General features: G+C 61.4%; 20 protein-coding genes and 1 tRNA gene. 5 read left to right on the top strand and 16 right to left on the bottom strand.

Going from position 1 to position 16,650, the window contains the following annotated elements:
* The coding region (locus tag EU811_RS04695; RefSeq protein WP_202979305.1) for a PhzF family phenazine biosynthesis protein at window positions 1–181 on the bottom strand (181 nt) is incomplete at its 3' end.
* 72 nt (window positions 182–253) lie between these two features.
* On the opposite strand from EU811_RS04695, the gene EU811_RS04690 reads away from it, so the two are divergent.
* The gene (locus EU811_RS04690; RefSeq protein ID WP_142937340.1) at window positions 254–676 is read left to right on the top strand and encodes a DUF1801 domain-containing protein; all 423 of its coding nucleotides are present in this window, start codon (window positions 254–256) and stop codon (window positions 674–676) included.
* Window positions 677–752: 76 nt separating this feature from the next.
* On the opposite strand, the gene rplI is transcribed toward EU811_RS04690, so the two are convergent.
* The 4 genes from rplI to rpsF all read right to left on the bottom strand — a co-directional run bounded on the left by rplI (window position 753) and on the right by rpsF (window position 2,528).
* Window positions 753–1,205, bottom strand: a complete 453-nt coding sequence (gene rplI, locus EU811_RS04685; RefSeq protein ID WP_142937339.1) for a 50S ribosomal protein L9 — start codon at window positions 1,203–1,205, stop codon at window positions 753–755.
* Window positions 1,206–1,223: 18 nt separating this feature from the next.
* Entirely contained in the window at window positions 1,224–1,463 is a 240-nt protein-coding gene (gene rpsR / locus EU811_RS04680) for a 30S ribosomal protein S18 (protein ID WP_003800144.1), read from the bottom strand.
* A 128-nt stretch (window positions 1,464–1,591) separates the two neighbouring features.
* Window positions 1,592–2,173 carry a single-stranded DNA-binding protein gene (locus EU811_RS04675; RefSeq protein WP_011776754.1) on the bottom strand — a complete coding sequence of 194 codons (582 nt, stop codon included), beginning with the start codon at window positions 2,171–2,173 and terminating at the stop codon, window positions 1,592–1,594.
* A 49-nt stretch (window positions 2,174–2,222) separates the two neighbouring features.
* A complete protein-coding gene (rpsF, locus tag EU811_RS04670; protein ID WP_011776755.1) occupies window positions 2,223–2,528 on the bottom strand; it encodes a 30S ribosomal protein S6 in 306 nt (101 codons plus the stop codon).
* A 232-nt stretch (window positions 2,529–2,760) separates the two neighbouring features.
* Between rpsF and EU811_RS04665 the strand changes: the two genes are divergently transcribed.
* Window positions 2,761–3,099, top strand: a complete 339-nt coding sequence (locus EU811_RS04665) for a YnfA family protein (protein WP_142937338.1) — start codon at window positions 2,761–2,763, stop codon at window positions 3,097–3,099.
* Between the two features lie 90 nt (window positions 3,100–3,189).
* Here the strand turns inward: EU811_RS04665 and EU811_RS04660 are convergent.
* Window positions 3,190–3,272 (bottom strand) — tRNA-Leu (locus tag EU811_RS04660).
* A 130-nt stretch (window positions 3,273–3,402) separates the two neighbouring features.
* On the opposite strand from EU811_RS04660, the gene EU811_RS23760 reads away from it, so the two are divergent.
* Together EU811_RS23760 and EU811_RS04655 are read left to right on the top strand one after the other, a co-directional pair.
* Entirely contained in the window at window positions 3,403–3,573 is a 171-nt protein-coding gene (locus tag EU811_RS23760; RefSeq protein WP_165450151.1) for a hypothetical protein, read from the top strand.
* Between the two features lie 26 nt (window positions 3,574–3,599).
* Window positions 3,600–4,259: a DUF1345 domain-containing protein gene (locus EU811_RS04655; RefSeq protein WP_238703291.1), complete on the top strand. Its 660-nt coding sequence runs from the start codon at window positions 3,600–3,602 to the stop codon at window positions 4,257–4,259.
* Window positions 4,260–4,345: 86 nt separating this feature from the next.
* Here EU811_RS04655 and EU811_RS04650 read toward each other — a convergent pair whose 3' ends face one another.
* From EU811_RS04650 to EU811_RS04615, 8 genes are all read right to left on the bottom strand, one after another.
* Window positions 4,346–5,752, bottom strand: a complete 1,407-nt coding sequence (locus EU811_RS04650; RefSeq protein WP_142937337.1) for an amino acid permease — start codon at window positions 5,750–5,752, stop codon at window positions 4,346–4,348.
* Window positions 5,753–5,974: 222 nt separating this feature from the next.
* Window positions 5,975–7,282, bottom strand: a complete 1,308-nt coding sequence (locus tag EU811_RS04645) for a M18 family aminopeptidase (RefSeq protein ID WP_142937336.1) — start codon at window positions 7,280–7,282, stop codon at window positions 5,975–5,977.
* Between the two features lie 38 nt (window positions 7,283–7,320).
* On the bottom strand, window positions 7,321–8,208 hold the full coding sequence (locus tag EU811_RS04640) for an intradiol ring-cleavage dioxygenase (protein ID WP_142937335.1): 888 nt from the start codon (window positions 8,206–8,208) through the stop codon (window positions 7,321–7,323).
* Between the two features lie 180 nt (window positions 8,209–8,388).
* Complete coding sequence (locus tag EU811_RS04635) at window positions 8,389–9,081, bottom strand: response regulator (RefSeq protein ID WP_142937334.1); 693 nt, start codon at window positions 9,079–9,081, stop codon at window positions 8,389–8,391.
* Entirely contained in the window at window positions 9,078–10,367 is a 1,290-nt protein-coding gene (locus tag EU811_RS04630; RefSeq protein ID WP_142937333.1) for a histidine kinase, read from the bottom strand. Before EU811_RS04630 ends, EU811_RS04635 begins: the two co-directional genes overlap by 4 nt.
* Before the next feature lie 26 nt (window positions 10,368–10,393).
* Window positions 10,394–11,245 carry an ABC transporter permease gene (locus EU811_RS04625; protein ID WP_142937332.1) on the bottom strand — a complete coding sequence of 284 codons (852 nt, stop codon included), beginning with the start codon at window positions 11,243–11,245 and terminating at the stop codon, window positions 10,394–10,396.
* Window positions 11,246–11,247: 2 nt separating this feature from the next.
* Window positions 11,248–12,192 (bottom strand): ABC transporter ATP-binding protein, encoded by a 945-nt coding sequence (locus EU811_RS04620; protein WP_142937331.1) that lies wholly within the window; start codon window positions 12,190–12,192, stop codon window positions 11,248–11,250.
* Window positions 12,193–12,340: 148 nt separating this feature from the next.
* Window positions 12,341–13,843 carry a bifunctional phosphatase PAP2/diacylglycerol kinase family protein gene (locus EU811_RS04615; protein WP_142937330.1) on the bottom strand — a complete coding sequence of 501 codons (1,503 nt, stop codon included), beginning with the start codon at window positions 13,841–13,843 and terminating at the stop codon, window positions 12,341–12,343.
* Between the two features lie 55 nt (window positions 13,844–13,898).
* On the opposite strand from EU811_RS04615, the gene EU811_RS04610 reads away from it, so the two are divergent.
* Window positions 13,899–14,603, top strand: coding sequence for a phosphatase PAP2 family protein (locus EU811_RS04610; protein ID WP_142937329.1), 705 nt, complete (start codon window positions 13,899–13,901; stop codon window positions 14,601–14,603).
* Here EU811_RS04610 and EU811_RS04605 read toward each other — a convergent pair.
* Window positions 14,548–15,735: an MFS transporter gene (locus tag EU811_RS04605; RefSeq protein WP_142937328.1), complete on the bottom strand. Its 1,188-nt coding sequence runs from the start codon at window positions 15,733–15,735 to the stop codon at window positions 14,548–14,550. The genes EU811_RS04610 and EU811_RS04605 overlap by 56 nt on opposite strands.
* On the bottom strand, window positions 15,732–16,499 hold the full coding sequence (locus EU811_RS04600) for a DeoR/GlpR family DNA-binding transcription regulator (protein ID WP_142937327.1): 768 nt from the start codon (window positions 16,497–16,499) through the stop codon (window positions 15,732–15,734). Before EU811_RS04600 ends, EU811_RS04605 begins: the two co-directional genes overlap by 4 nt.
* Window positions 16,500–16,650 lie beyond the last annotated feature (151 nt).

Raw genomic sequence — 16,650 nt, 5'->3', positions numbered from 1 at the left:
GGGTGGGAGGGAACAGGAACGTCGTCTCGGAGAGGTTGGTCCAGTTGGCGAAGTGTTGCATCACTTCCGTGCTGAGGCCTAGGGCATCCACCACCACCGCGAGCGGATTGCCAAGGTACGGGACCTCAGAGAAGACGTCTACTTGGTGGAACGGGCGAATACGCAGGGCTTCTGAAGTCACCGCTGAAGGCTATCACCGGGGTGCTGACCCGATGTGCTGACGCACCCGTGGCGCATCTGTCACACTACCCCTATGGCAGAGAACAAGACTCAACCCACGGACGTCTCCGTGGAAAAATTCCTGGCCGCGGTGGAACACCCCAAGCGGCGCGAGGACGGCTTTGAATTGCTGGAAATGATGCGCGACATCACCGGCCAGGAAGCCGTCATGTGGGGCCCGTCAATCGTCGGCTTCGGTAGCTATCACTACAAGTACGAGAGCGGCCGCGAGGGTGACTCAGCCGCCGTCGGGTTCTCTCCGCGCAAGACCAACCTGGCGCTGTACGGACTCACTTACGGTCCCGATGCAGACCGTTTGCTACCCGAACTCGGCAAGCACAAGACCGGGGCCGCCTGCCTCTACGTCAACAAGCTCGATGACGTGGACCGGGACGTTCTGGCTCAGATGATCCGAACCGGCTACAAGCACGTCATGGAGGAGCTCCACACACCGTAATCCCCCGCCAGTTGGGGGAAGCAAAAGGCCCCCACCACCGGAATCCGGTAGCGGGGGCCTTCCTTGCAGTCAGAGACTACTTGCTAGCAACGACCTCGAGGTCGATGACAGCAGAAACATCCTCGTGCAGGCGAACGTTGGCCGTGTACGAACCGACAGACTTGATGTGGTTCGGCAGTTCAACGTTGCGCTTGTCGATGGCGCCGAGGCCAGCGGCCTCAACAGCAGCAGCGACATCAGCAGGCTTGACGGTGCCGAAGAGACGACCGGACTCGCCGGCCTTCACCTCGAGCTTGACCTTCTTGGAGGACAGAGCCTGAGCCTGTGCCTGTGCAGCTTCGACAGAAGCGTGCGCACGAGCGGCGCGGGCAGCCTTGATGGTCTCAACCTGCTTCTCGCCACCCTTGGTCCAGGTCAGAGCGAAGCCGCGGGGGAGCAGGAAGTTACGTGCGTAACCGTCCTTGACCTCCACAACGTCGCCAGCAGCACCGAGACCGGTTACTTCGTGGGTCAGAATGAGCTTTGCCATGTTAGTTAATCCCTTCCCTTAGCCGCGGCCAGCGCCGGAGTAAGGCAGCAGAGCAACTTCGCGGGCGTTCTTGATTGCCTGGGCGATCTTGCGCTGTTCCTGAACGGTAACGCCAGTGACGCGACGAGCGCGGATCTTTCCGCGATCGGAGATGAACTTGCGCAGCAGTGCTACGTCCTTGTAGTCGATGACAGTGATGTCAGCGGCCTTCAAGGGGTTGGACTTTGGTTTGGGCTTACGGAGTTCAGCCTTAGCCATCGTGGAGCTCCTTTTCTATGGAGCCCGTGGATATTGATCCACGGGATGGTGGTGTTCGACGGCGGTTGTCACCATGTTGCCTTCCGGCACTTACGGTGAGTGTCCGGCGTCGGACGTTTATTTGGTGTTTAGAAGGGAGGTTCGGAATCCGGGCCATTGCCCCAGCCGCCAGCATTGCTGACACCGGGCGTCGCCCAAGGATCATCCTGCTGTTGTGCGGGCTGGTTGCCGCCCCAGGTTCCACCGGAGTTGCCGCCGCCCTGGTTTCCACCAGGAGCGCCTCCTCCGAAGCCACCGGAATTACCGGCGTTACCGCCACCGAAGCCACCCTGGCCACCGCCGGAGCGCTGGGTACGGTTGACCTTGGCGTTTGCGTAACGCAGGCTCGGGCCGATTTCATCGACCTCAAGCTCGATTACGGTGCGCTTCTCGCCTTCTTTTGTCTCGTAAGAACGGCTCTTCAAACGGCCGGAAACGATGACGCGCATGCCCTTGGTAAGGGACTCGGCCACGTTCTCGGCTGCTTCGCGCCATACCGATGCGCGGAGGAACAGGGTTTCCCCGTCCTTCCACTCATTGGACTGGCGGTCAAAGGTCCGGGGAGTAGAAGCGATGGTGAAGTTCGCTACTGCTGAGCCAGACGGGGTGAACCGCAGCTCGGGGTCATTGGTGAGATTACCGATGACCGTAATAGTGGTTTCGCCTGCCATCTACTGCCTCCTTGTTCGTTCCTGCGGGTTAAAGATTGGAAGGGGCTGATTACTCAGCAACGACCTTCTGGTCTTCAGGGCGGATGATCTTGGTGCGCATGATCGTCTCGTTGAGAGACAGCTGGCGATCAAGTTCCTTGGCGGTAGCCGGCGCTGCGGTGAAGTTCACCACGGCGTAGATACCTTCGGACTTCTTCTTGATGTCGTACGCCAGACGGCGACGGCCCCAGATGTCAACCTTTTCGATGGTTCCACCATCGGTGGTGATGACATTGAGGAACTTCTGAAGCGACGACTCTACGGTACGCTCTTCGACCTCGGGGTCGATGATTACCATCAATTCGTAAGGACGCATATGTGAACCCACCTCCTTTGGGCTAAGCGGTTACGGTATTTCCGTAACAGGAGGTTCATTTGCGATGCTGCATTGGCGCTCCCCGACCTAAAACACGGCAAGAGGGCGTAACACAGACTTCAATATCTTAGTGCATCTCCTGCACTCAAAGCTATTCGGCGGAATCTCCGGCCGAAACCGGCCAAGTTGCGTATGTGGATAACCCGGCGGGGCAGCAAGGAATACTGGGGCTATGACCATTCTGAAGTCCACCATTCTCTTCGTTCTGGCAGCCGTCGCAGAGATCGGCGGAGCTTGGCTCATCTGGCAGTCCGTGCGCGAAGGCAAAGCGTGGTGGTGGGCAGGGCTCGGGGTCGTGGCGCTGGGAATCTATGGCTTCTTTGCGGCCTTCCAACCCGAGGCTCACTTCGGCCGGGTCCTGGCGGCCTATGGCGGCGTGTTCATTGCCGGTTCCCTTGCGTGGGGAATGCTGATGGACGGCTTCCGGCCGGATCGCTGGGACGTGATCGGCGCCGCCATCTGCATGGTGGGTGTAGGCGTCATCATGTTCGCACCCCGGCCGGGCGGCTAACGCCGGACGTCCTAGGCCGGGCGTCCGAGGCGGGCCTAGCGCCCAGAAACGACAAAACCCCCGGAAGATCACCTTCCGGGGGTTTCTTTGTGCGCGGAGGGGGACTTGAACCCCCACCCCCTTTCGAGGACTAGCACCTCAAGCTAGCGCGTCTGCCATTCCGCCACCCGCGCAAGGTGATCAGGAGAAACAGTGTTTCGTTTTTCTCCTTGACAGCGTCAAAGACATTAGCACGAAGAACGGAAATTCGTGGATTCCTACCGGCTTGGCCTGCCGTGACAGCCTGCCACTAGGGTTGGGGCCATGGATGCCACACCACTGAACGCCCTGGTTCTGACGGTCGTCTTCTCCGCGATCGCCCTCTACTTCTTGTACTTCGTGATCCGCTCCGGCGTAAGGGACGGCATCCTGCAGGCCGACAAAAAGCGCAATGAGCAAGATGCCAGCGACCCGTCACGGCAAACGGACTTTTGAGCTCTCCCGCTGGTTAGGGTGAGCACATGCACAACGTCAGGGTGAAGCGGAGCCGGCTGCGCTTTGTCGTCATGGTTCTGGCCGGCGCCTCGGCCTTTGCCGTTGCCGGCGCCCTGGACAACTGGGTGGAAGCTCCGGCAATTGGCTGGGCCGTGGCCGCCCTGGTCTATGTGGCGTGGGTGTGGTTGGTGATTGCACGGCTGGATCCGGAAGAGACCGAGCAGCACGCGACCTCCGAGGACCCATCTCGCGGCCTCACGGACGTGCTGATTCTGATTGCCAACCTGGCCAGCCTTGCAGCCGTCGCCGCTGTCATCGTCGATTCGCATACGCAAGGAACCGGCACGCGTCTTTCCTCTGCGGCACTCGCCTTGGCATGCGTGGGATTGTCCTGGATGCTGGTCCAAACCCTCTTCACGCTGCGCTACGCCGAGTTGTATTACAGCCAGGATGGACGGTCCGGAGGTGAAGTGGGCGGCATCAGCTTCAACCAAGAGCGCCCTCCGCAGTACACGGACTTTGCCTACCTGGCCACCAGCCTGGGCATGACGTATCAGGTGTCGGACACTAATCTCGGCAATCACGCGATCCGCGCCGAGGCACTCAAACATAGCCTGCTGTCCTACATGTTCGGCACTGTCATTCTGGCCGTCACCATCAACCTGGTCATCGGCTTGGCCCAGTAGCCGCGCACCGGTGCCCTTAAAACGAAACAGGACAGCCGCCGTCGGGTATTGACGGCGGCTGTCCCGCTATGAAAAAACCAACCCGGTCAGGAACCGATCTTGGCGTCCTCAGCTTCCCCGGCGGGCACCGGGTTGGAAGGTGTGGCACCCTTCCGGCGGTAGCGAAGCACACCGATGCCCACCACGATCGCGGCCAGCGCCAGCGAAAGGAACAACGATTCGCGGGTGGATTCGATGATGACCATACCGATGATCAGCGCCACGATGGCCGCAATGGCGATCCACGTAAGGTACGGGAAGAACCACATCTTGAGGTCGAGATCCTTGGCGGCTGCACCCATTCGTTTGCGCAGGATGAGCTGCGAAGTTGCGATCACCAACCATACGAAGAGCGCAATTGCACCAGAGGTATTCACCAGGAACAGGAACACGGAGTCCGGCGCGATGTAGTTGGCACCAACGGTGAGGAATCCCACCACGGTGGAAGCGAGCACTGCCGCAGCCGGAACGCCACGCTTGGAGATCTTCATCCAAGACCGGGGAGCATCGCCACGCTGCGAGAGGGAGAAGAGCATACGGCTGGCCGTGTACAGGCCAGAGTTCAGGCAGGAAAGCACCGAGGTGAGGACAACGATGTCCATGATGGTGCCTGCACCCGGAATTCCGTAAAGCTCAATGACGGCTACGTATGGGCTCTTGGCCACGGAAGCATCGTTCCACGGCAGCAAGGTCACCACAATGGCAATGGAGCCGATGTAGAAGATCAGGATGCGCCACACGGTGGACTTCACTGCCTTCTTGACGGCATCCACCGGGTTTTCGGACTCGCCGGCGGCGATGGTGGCGATTTCGGCGCCGAAGAACGAGAAGACCACTACGAGGATGCCGGCCAGGACTGCGCCCGGACCGTTTGGCATGAAGCCACCCTGATCCAGGAGGTTGGCGACGCCGGGGGCGGAAACACCCGGCATGAGACCGAGGATTGCAACGATGCCAGCGAGCAGGAAGATGACAATTGCCGCAACCTTGATGGACGCGAACCAGAATTCGAACTCGCCGTAGGACTTCACGGATCCCAGGTTCGTCAGCGTGAGGAGCACCATCAGAATGAGTGCCCAGATCCACTGATCCACTCCGGGAACCCAGCGATGCATGATGGCCGCACCGGCCGTGGCTTCAATGCCAAGGACGATGATCCAGAACCAGGCGTACAGCCAGCCGATGCTGAAGCCGGCCCAACGGCCGAGTGCTTTGTCCGCATAGGTGGAGAACGAGCCCGTCTCAGGGTTGGCCGCAGCCATCTCACCCAGCATGCGCATGACGAGGATGACCACCAGTCCGGCAGCAAGGTAGGCAACAAGAATACCCGGACCGGCCTGCTGGATAGCGGCTCCGGAACCAACGAACAGTCCGGCTCCGATGACGCCGGCAATAGCGATCATGGAGAGGTGTCGGGGCTTCAGGGACTTGGAAAGCTGTTGGTCAGCGTGCATGGTTCTGCGCCGTCCTTTGGGTTTGGGGTTGGCCACAGTGGTGTGCCACGGGCCACATGACTACATCACGCTAACCTGCTACACCGCGCTGAATACTGTGCAACCAAACATTTTGAAGACGCCCAAACAGGAACCGTGCACAAAATGTAAACCTCAAAGCATCCAAAGTTTCCTATAGGAAACTTTTGTAATACCCCTGAAATGAGTGCTTGACGCTTCAGCCTAGACCGAAGTGGCGAAAAAGAGTTCCACCACAGTGGCCAGGCTCCTGGGATCCTCCACTCCGCACAGTTCCCGCGCGGAGTGCATGGACAGCAGCGGGATACCCACGTCCACCGTCCGGATCCCGAGGCGGGTAGCAGTGAGAGGCCCAATGGTGGAACCGCACGGGAGATCGTTGTTGGAGACGTACTCCTGATAAGGAACGCCGGACTCGGCGCAAAGCCTGGCCCAAAAAGCAGCTCCCGCAGCGTCCGTGGCGTAGCGCTGGTTGGCATTGATTTTCAGTAGTGGACCACCATTGAGCACCGGCCTGTTGGCGGGATCGTGCTTTTCCGCGTAGTTCGGGTGGACTGCGTGGCCGGCGTCCGCAGAAACACAGAACGACGCCGCTATGGCCTGCCGCCTTTCACTCACCGAAGCGCCAAGGCCGTCGGAGATGCGCACCAGGATGTCCTCAAGGATGGGTCCGCAGGCGCCGGATCGGGAATTGGAACCGATCTCCTCATGATCGAACGCTGCGAGGACGGCGATCGGGCCTGACGCAGGCGCTGCGGAGGCGTGGGCTATCAGCGCCAGAAGCCCCGCGTGCGTGGAGGAAAGGTTATCCAGCCGGCCGGAGGCGAAGAACTCACCCTTGGCCCCGAAAACCGCAGGTGCCTGCGTGTCCGCCACAACGACGTCGTAACCGCCGATGTCCGCGGCATCAACAGTGGCGCCTTCCACACGATCGGCGAGCAATCCCAGAAGGTCCTCGCTGGCAGCATCGCCCTGACCGAAGATGGGGTTCATGTGCTGCTGCTTGGAAAGGTGGAGCCCGTTGTCATTGACGCCGCGATCCAAGTGAATGGCAAGCTGCGGGAAGCGAAGAAGCGGACCTGTCGCCGTCAGGTGCTCAGTACCGTCACGCAGTACCAATCGGCCGGCCAACTGCAATTCCCGGTCCAGCCAGGAATTGAGCAACGGTCCACCGTAGACCTCGACGCCAGCCTGCAGCCATCCGAATTTGCCGGTGGTGGGCTTCGGCTTCAGCTTGAACGACGGCGAATCCGTGTGTGCACCAAGGATATTGAAACCAGTGGTTGGTCCGGCGCTTTCGGGTGTGACCCAAGCGATGAGGGCACCGTCGCGGATTACGTAGAACTTACCTGCTCCACCATTCCACGGCTGCAGTTCATCCAATCCGGTGAAGCCGGCAGCATCCAGCCGACGTGCGGCTTCGTGCACCGCGTGGAAACTGGACGGGGACGCCGACACGTACGCACCGAGGTCCTTGATGTGGTCAATTGCGGCGGAGGCATTCGAAGGCATGCCACCGAGTCTAGCCCCCGCTCCTCGTGCTTACCGGGCTATACAGTGACGTTCAGCGCGGCTGTGTATCCGCCGGAGACCGAGCCGGACATAGTCGCCAGTTGGTATATTCCTCCATCGTCCCCAAAGACGTTGTCCGAGGTCAAAGTGGTATTCGGGAAGTTCCGGGCACTGGCTTCATAGCCGGAGGTCGCATAAACCTCCTTGCAGGCAGACTCGGTAAGCGCGATTTGGGAGACCGCGAGGACCTGCCCGGCCGCCGTCGCGTTGCTCATGGATTCAAATACCTCAAAGTGAATATGAGGCCAGCGACCGCTGTACGCACCCGGGTAGATGGTGCTGAAAGTAAGTTGCCCATTGGCGTCGGCTTCCTGAACGCCGCGGAGGTAGTTCTCGTTCTCAAGGCCTGAGTCGTAGAGCGAGTATTTGCCATCCTGATCGCAATGCCAGGCGTAGACGGCGGCTCCGGCCAAGGGGGCGCAACCGTTGGAATTGTCCAAAAGCGTCAGTGTAACTGTCAAGGGTACGCCTTCGGCTTTGGTGGTGGATCCGCCAAAACTGGACCTGATGTCGCGACGAACCACCCCGGAGGCCTCCAGCGCGTTGGGGCCGTTGGAACCGTCGCCCGGATAGGGCCCCAACGTCTCCTCCGGGATCTCCACTCCACATTCAGCGAAGGCACGGGTCACCGTGCTCGTGGCCGATGCGGAAGGCGACGCGGCCGCCGTCGTGCTTGCCGTGGGGGCGGCAGTAGCGCTGGCAGTGCTCGACGGCGATGCGCTGCCACCGCCCGCACTTGGCGTGCAGGCCGCCAGGGCTGCTGCCGCGCCTGCGCCGAAGAGCATCCCCAGGCCGTGTCGCCGGCTCAGGAGTGTGGAGAGGTCGAACTCGAGGCCGCGGTCGTGGTCGGGGTGAGGAGTAGTCATGCATCCATGAAACGCGCCGCGCCTAGGGGTTGTATATGGGAAAGCTGTGCCGCGACTGTGCACCCGATCGTCGAGTTGCTTCCTGACCCCCTTTGAGGCACAAGTACGTCAACAGCAACCCAGACAGGTTGTCATTTCGACTTTTTCTCATGAAAGGAGGTCAGGAAGCCACAGACAAGACTAGTAATCTGGGTTGCTGGGCACCACGAGTCCGGTTTCATAGGCATACACCACAACCTGCACCCTGTCCCGCAACTGGAGCTTGCTCAAGATCCGGCGCACGTGAGTCTTTACAGTGGCCTCGGAGAGGAAGAACTTATGGGCGATCTCAGCATTGGAAAGGCCCTCGGCGATAGTGGTGAGGATTTCGGTTTCCCGCGGGGTGAGTTCGTCCAAAAGGGGATCGCGGTGCGGGCTCGGAGAATGTCCGGGCACCACGCCGCCTCGAACATAGGTTTCCAGCAGGCGTTGAGTGACTCGCGGCGCCACCACCGCATCGCCACTGGCTACCAGGCGCACAGCGTGAACCAGTTCAGATGGCGCAACGTCCTTAAGTAGGAACGCGGAAGCACCGGCCTGCAAGCCGCTGAAAGCGTACTCATCAAGGTCGAAAGTGGTCAGGATGATGACCCGCGCATCGGAGCCTGAATCCGAGATCCGTCGTGTTGCTTCGATGCCGTCCATGCCTGGCATACGCACGTCCATCAGGACCACGTCCGGCTGCAGGGCCTCTACCTGGCGTACGGCCTCAATCCCATCCGACGCCTCGCCCACAACGTGGAAGTCCTCTTCGCCCTCAAGAATGAGCCGGAAGCCCATCCGCAGCAGTGGCTGATCGTCCACCAGCAGCACGTTGATGATGTCTTCGGTCATGATTCCCCCTTTTCGCCGTTCCAGCGGAGCTCGGCGTGGACCGCCCAGCCTCCCCTTTTTCCCGGACCGGCAGTAACGATTCCAGCATAGATTCCGGCGCGTTCATTCATTCCGGCAATGCCTTGTCCTGTCCCCAGGCTGCCCACCGACTCGCTGCCACCTTCGCGGGTTCCCCGGCCGTCGTCGAGCACGTCAATGGTGACCAAATCGCCGTCGCGAGCCACTTGGACATCAACCCGGCTGAGCGAGCGCCCGTACCTCAAAACGTTGGTCAGCGACTCCTGCACAATCCTGTAGACCGTCAGTTCGAAAGCCGGGTCAGCCGGGAGGCCAGGTCCCGTATGGGCATAGTGCAGCGGCAGTCCGGCAGTTCGGAAACCGTCCAAGAGCTTCGCCAGGTTCTGCCCGGATTCAAGGGGTGTCAGCGGTGCTGGCCGCCCGGAATCGTCGCGCAGGACACCGAGCACCCGGCGCATATCTGCCAAGGCGGCCCTTCCCGTGCGCGACAGTTCGCCGAGGACGTCGCCGGCCCGCTGCGGATCCTTCTTGACCACCACGGCGGCACCGTCCGAGAGACTGATCATTACCGTCAGCGAGTGCGCAACGACGTCGTGCATTTCGCGGGCGATCCTGTTCCGTTCGGTGACCTTGCCCAGCTGCGTTGTCCGCGCAGCCCAGGCCGCGATCTCCGCCTCATGCTCCCTGCGTTGGCGTACCGAGATGCCGATGCCCGTGGCGAGGAGGTTGGAGAGCATGATGGTCACGGCGGTGGCGATGTTGTTGATGAGGTGGAAGTTCTCCGGGACGTCCTGCAAATTGTCCATCTGGCTGGGGCTGGTCCACATGAACAAGTACAAAAGGCTCAACGGGAGGCTGGCCGCGGCGAACACCACCAGGGTCAGCGCACGCCTCCGGAGCGCCGCCACCGCGTACAGTGCGAACCACAGGCCAGCGGAAACGTTCGAGCCCCATGGGTTCAGGATGGTGGCCGCTATTTCAAGAAGCGCGACTGCCAGAACCACCTGCAGCGGGAACCGTCGCCTGAAGAACAACGCCGAGGCGATCAACAGCAGAATTACCACCACGAGCCATTTACCGTCGACGGCCGACGGAATGATGGTGGGCAGCGCCAGGAGAACGTAGCAGAGGATCACCACGGCATCCATGGCGCGGGGACGCTTGAAGAAGTAGCGCCGGATACGGCCCCTGCGTCGCTGGGCAATTTCAGCGAAGGACGCATCGGCCGTGGTGGCCGATACGTCCTTCATCTGTGGAGCTTCAGTCATGAATCGAGCCTAGACGGCACTCCGTCCTAGACGTCCCGCTTCTTGAGCAAAATCATGGCAAGCGCAACCGGGACAATTACCCAAGCTCCCAGGACCAAGCCTGCCTGCCAGGCTTCCAGCGTTTCAGGAACATGCTCGACGGCGGTCAACGGACTAATGGTGCTGGTGGGCAGGTACTTGTTGGCTTCCTTGAAGAAATCACCGGGGATGAGCTGGAAAGCGATGGGTGCCACAAACAGCAGTCCAACCAAGCTCATGATGCCGCCGGCAGAGTTCCGCACGATCGTTCCAAGGGCCATGCCAATGGCCGCTACAGCTGCCACGTAGATGCTGTTGACCACCAGGAGCTTGACCGACTGTGAGCTGCCCAGATCCAGCTTGAGGTCGTAGTTATCCACGATGGGGAGCGACACCAGCCCGGCGATGTAGATGGACACGGCGGTCAGGAGGAAGGAGCTGACCATCACCACAATCAGCTTTGCCAGGAAGGGCGAAAGCCTTTTGGGAACGGCGGCAAAGGTGGAGCGTGCCATTCCGGTGGTGAACTCGGAGCTCATGAGCAGGACGCCCAAGGACCCGAGGATGAGCTGGGCAAACGAGATTCCCGAGGTGGGTATGCTCACCGCGAGGTCCCCACCCTGCGCTGCCATGGCGGCAGCGGCCTCAGGGTCGTTGGCCACCTGCTCTGCAAACTGTCCTGTTCCCCATGCTGAGAGGGCGGCGAAACCCACCATCACCAAGGCAGTGGAAGCCAGGAGGATCAGCGTGGACATCAGCGTGCGGAACTTAATGAACTCGGAGTTGAGTACGCGGTGGAATGCCGGTCCGGGACCGACGGAGTTGCGGATGGACTTGCGGTCCACAGTGGTGGTGCTCATGTCTATTTCCCTCCGGCCTGGGCGGGAACCGAGGCCCCGGTGGTGATGTGCGAGTGGTATTCGACCTCATCCTTGGTCAGTTCCATGTAAGCCTCTTCCAGGCTTGCCTGGAGCGGTGTCAGCTCGTAGACCATCACTTGGTTGTCCAAAGCCGTACGGGCGATGCCGCGGGGATCAAGCCCTGAAACTTCCAGCAGTTCGCGTTCGTGGACCTCCACGGATACGCCGGTGCCGGCCAGGAGCTGCATGAGGCGTTCAGGCTGGTCCGTGCGGACGCGGGTCCGTGCATGGCCCTTGCCGGTGATAATTTCGGCGATGGGTGCGTCGGCGATGATCCTGCCGCGGCCGATCACGATCAGGTGGTCTGCAGTCAGCGCCATTTCGCTCATGAGGTGGCTGGACAAGAACACCGTGCGGCCTTCAGAAGCCAGGTACTTGACGAGGTTGCGAACCCACACCACGCCTTCAGGATCAAGACCGTTCACCGGCTCATCGAGGATGATGGTCTGCGGGTCACCCAGCAGCGCTGCGGCGATGCCAAGGCGCTGACCCATTCCGAGTGAGAATCCCTTGACCTTCTTCTTGGCGACGTCTCCCAGTCCGGTCATCTCGATGACTTCCCGGACACGGCTCTTGGGGATGCTGTGCGTTGCTGCCATAGCAAGCAGGTGGTTGTATGCGGTGCGGCTCGTGTGAACAGCCTTGGCGTCCAACAGGGCACCGATCTCCCGCAGCGGCGCCTTGTGTTGCGCGAAGGGCTCACCGTTGACGGTTACAGAGCCCGATGTAGGAGCGTCCAGCCCCATGATCATGCGCATGGTGGTTGACTTGCCGGCACCGTTCGGACCCAGGAAGCCCGTCACCCGTCCGGCCTGGACAGTGAAACTGACGCCGCCCACGGCGGTCTTCTCGCCGTAGACCTTGGTCAGGCCTTTTGCTTCGATCATGGAAGCGTTCCCTCCTCGGAGCACATGTGCGTGCAAGTGAGTTTCGAATGTAGCTACAACGCTACTCACGGAAGGAACACAAATCGCCTGTCTCAGGGATGATTCAGGGTTCAGTCAGGGTAGTCCTCGCGGATGATGCCCCCGCGCCTTAGGCCTCCGGCAGCGGCGAGTAGACGGTAAGCTCGCCCGGCTTCACCGTGAAGGTGGCTTTGCGGACGCCAGGCTTCGGCTCCCCGTCAACCGCCAGAACCAAGGGCTGCCCAATCGCTTCCACGGTAACGGTAGTGGCCTCGGTCAGGTGGGTGACCTTGGAGGCGGCAACCGTACCCGTCACGACTGCCCAGAGCAGCCTTGCACGGGCAAACGGCTCGTCCGCAGTGATCATGCGCAGATCGAAAACACCGTCATCCAGTACCGGCCTGCGTAGTGGTGCATGGTCGCTGGGGTAGAACCTGCCCCTGCCCATGTAGAGAATCCAGAGCTTGTGCTTCACCCCATCAACCAGGAGTGTGGTGGGGGAGTTCACTCCGAAGGTGCGTAGCGATGCCACCACGCCGGCCAACGGCTTACCCATAGCGGGCTGCAATCTCTCCCGGCGACGCACCAGATTCGGATAGACGCCAAAGCTGGCAGTATTCAGCATGGCCAACTCGGTGGTCTCGGGCGCCTCGGGAAGGCCCCGCTGGACCACCACATGGCCCAAATCGACGGAAGCCGCCTGCCCTCGGGTCACGGCGTCGATTGCATCGTCTATGGAGCTGGTACCGAGGTCGCGGGCGAAGTGGTTGAGGGTTCCCCCTGGCAGGACCAGGAGCGGCAGTGAATGTTCGACGGCGGCAGCCGCCGCGGTGCCCACCGTTCCGTCGCCGCCCCAAACGCCCAAGGCGACGATGCCTGGTCGGGTTGCGACCGCCTCGATTTCAGCCGCTACGTCTTCACCCTCGGAAATTTCACGTATATGCGCCTTAGGGAATATGCCCCGCAAAAGTTCCGCGGTTTCAGGGGTGTAGGACCCACCCAGGGCATTGACCGCTATACCCAGCCCGTCGCCATCAGATATTGCCGGCGCCTTCGCAGGCGTTCGGCGAGGTGTCGGTTCAGCAGGTCTGGCAGGCCACCACTTACGGGTCAGGACGGCTGCTCCGGCGCCCAGTGCGGAACCGAACACCACATCGGAGGGCCAGTGGGCGCCCGTGTGCACGCGTGAGTAGGCCACTCCCGCAGCAATCGGAGCAAAGGCCAGACCCAGGCCGGGGGAGACAATCCCAGCGCCCACAGCAAATGCCACGGCGGACGCGGAATGACCCGAGGGCATGGAGGAACTGGTGGGTTGCGGGTTCACGAAGCGGAACAGCGGCAGGTGCGTCGGGAGGGGGCGGGCCCGAGGGAGCAGCCGCTTGAAGATGAGGTTGGTGACCGCTGACGCGACACCTAGCGCGAGCACCCCGTGAAGGGCCGCCCTGCGCGGTTTTCCGGGAAAGGCGGCCATGACTCCGGCTATTCCGAACCACAACTTCCCTTTGGTGGCCGCAGCGGAGAGTCTCCGGAAAAAGACATCGTGATCGCCCTGGGGTTGCCGGGACACTGCCCGCACCAGGAAATGGTCAAACCTCGCAACCCGTTTGGGGCCTTTGCCCAAGAAGCCTCGCATGCCTTCACACTAACGCCTGCCGGTGCCACCCATCTGCCATGGCTACCATGAATGGATGATTCGTGTACTCCATCCACGTCCGCGCCCCGGCTGGCAGCTGGTCACCCCCGGAGTACTCCTGCTGTGCGCCTTTGCAGTTCCCGGGGTGTTGATCATGGCAGGGCCAGGCGAGCCGGCCTTCAACCGGGCGGACACCGGCTGGCAATCCTACGCCTTCAGCCTGCACTCCCCGTTCTGGGATCAGGTGAACGCAGTCCTCAATTGGGCAGGGTATGCCGGGATGCTTTTCTTCCACGCGGTGCTGGCTGCGTCGCTCCTGATATGGCGCCGACCCAAAGCAGCCATCTTCGCAGCTGCAAGCGGCCTTTCCGTACTGGCGCTGACGCAGCTGGCGAAAGCCGTGGTGGGCAGGGACCGGCCAGAGGGGGCCAAGGTTCTCACCGATACAGGTTCATACCCCTCAGGGCATGTATCTGCAACCACAGCGTTCCTCCTGGTGACCACGTTGCTGATCGGACGCTGGTGGATGGCAGTGATCGCCGCCCTTGGCGTGATCGCCATGATGATGAGCCGCACTTACCTCTCGGCCCACTGGCTCAGTGATGTCTTGGGCGGGGCGTGCCTTGCCGCCGGCACTGTGCTGCTCATGTGGTGGTACTTCCGAGACACATGCATTAAGGAGAATGAGCTGGCAGACGGGCGCACTATTTGGTCGGCAAAGGCTTCGCAACGCCGGCAAGAAGCAGAGCAAGCAAAATAGGCGCACCGATGGCAAGCAAAGCCATATGGATTCCGGTGTGGTCGCCGAGGTAGCCCAGCAGTGGCGGACCAGCCAGGAAGGCTACGTAGCCGATGGTGGAAACCACGGATACCCGGGCGGCTGCATGCTTGGGGTCGTCCGCTGCGGCCGACATCCCCATAGGGAAGGCCAAGGCCGCTCCAACGCCCCACAGTGCCGCACCAACGCCGGCCAGGACCACATTGCCTGCGAAGACAAACAGTGCGAGCCCTGCGGCGGCTGCTGCCATGCTGGCCCGGAGGACGTTCACTCGTCCAAACTTGTCGATCGCCTTGCCGCCGAAGAACCGCATGACGGTCATAGCCAGGACAAAGAGCGCAAAGAGCAACGCACCGGTGGACTCCGAGGCTCCGAGGCCGTCCACCGCAGCCTTCGCGATCCAGTCATTGCCCGCACCTTCGGTGAGCGTGGCACCGAGGACCACCACACCGATGAGCAGCGTCCTGCCATCCCGCCAAGCTGTGGGACCCTTCTCAGCCACCGCGCCGCCGTCGTGAATTTCTTCCACCTCGTGCGGCAGGAAGTACTTGGGAACTGTCAGCGCCAAGGCGATGGCGATCGCCGCGATAACCAACAAGTGCTCCGGCAGGCCCACACCCAGTTGGGAGAGTCCGGCACCGATCAGGGCGCCCAGGAACGCCCCACCACTGAAGGCAGCGTGGAATTGGGGCATGATGGTGCGCTTGAGCCGGTGCTCGACGTCAGCGCCTTCGATGTTCTGAGCCACGTCCCATAGCCCGATGCCAATGCCGAAGAAGAACAGGGCTACCGCCGTACCCGGAACGGAAGCGGTCATCAGTGAGAAGGCAATGGCTGCACCTGCGGCGCCAGCCACGATGCCGGCCACCCGGACCGTGTTGGCTGTACCGATCCTGCCCACTACCCATCCGGCCGATGGCAGCGCCAGTAGAGAACCCACAGCGGTGCAGAGCAATAGCGTGCCCATCTGGCCGGACGTCAGGCTGAGCGCCTCCGTCACAGCAGGGATGCGCGCAGCCCAGCTGGCGAAGACCAATCCGTTCATGCCGAAGATCAGGAACGTCGCCACGGCCGCGGCGTTGACGTTGGTGGTGCTTCTGGTGTTGGTGGTCATGCAATCACAACTTCCACGGAGAGTTTGTTGAGCCGGGCAAGATCGTCGGGGGATGGTTCTTGGTCTGTCACGATGACGTCCACAGCCTCCATGGCTGCCACGAGAGCTACTGCGCTGGCATTCCACTTGCTGCCTGCGGATGCCGCGATGACCCGCGCCGCGGATTCCAGTCCGGCACGTTTCACCGCGGCATCATCAAGATCGTGGGCCAGCAGGCCGTCCTTGAGGTTAAGTGCGCAGGGAGTTACGACGGCGGTGTCGAACCTCAGTGAGCGAATGTTGGCTTCGGTCATGGGTCCCCGGAACGACTGTTCCCCCGGGATGAGACGGCCGCCGGGAAGAATGAGCTCCGGCGCGCGGCCGTCCTTGGTGTGAGTGAGGGCCTCGACGCCATGCAGTGACATGGGCATTACCGTGATTTCACGGTTACCCAGGCGTCGCGCGATTTCCGTTGCCGTGGATCCGCTGTCCAGCCACACGTATTCGCGGTCCCTGATCAGCTGGTCCACCACCTTTGCAATACGGACCTTGGCTTCGTGGTGTTCCAATTCGCGTTGCCCGTAACCTGGGTTGTCTCCGCGCGCCAACAGGCTGCGTGCACCGCCGTGGACGCGCTTCAGGACTCCGTTGGCGGCGAGGATTTCCAGGTCGCGGCGGACGGTGGCGCCGGAAGCTCCTGTTGCTTGGACGAGCTCTTCCACTGTTGCTTGCTCGCGGGTGCGCAACAGCTCGCCAATGAGCCGGTGGCGGTCAGCAGTTCCCATGCTTCAACCGTAGCAACATTTGCTCAAATAATCACATAGCATGATCATTTGAGCACCATCCCTCTCTCACATCCAATGGCTTAAAGCGAAACGCTCTCGCAGCAGGTGCAAGAGCGTTCGCCGAAAGGGGCGGTTATGAACTGGTCCCCGA

This window comes from Arthrobacter sp. TS-15, assembly GCF_006964045.1.
In the GTDB taxonomy this organism is placed as follows: domain Bacteria; phylum Actinomycetota; class Actinomycetes; order Actinomycetales; family Micrococcaceae; genus Arthrobacter.
Note: the sequence above shows the minus strand (reverse complement) of the source record. Positions and strands in the feature narration are given on the sequence as shown.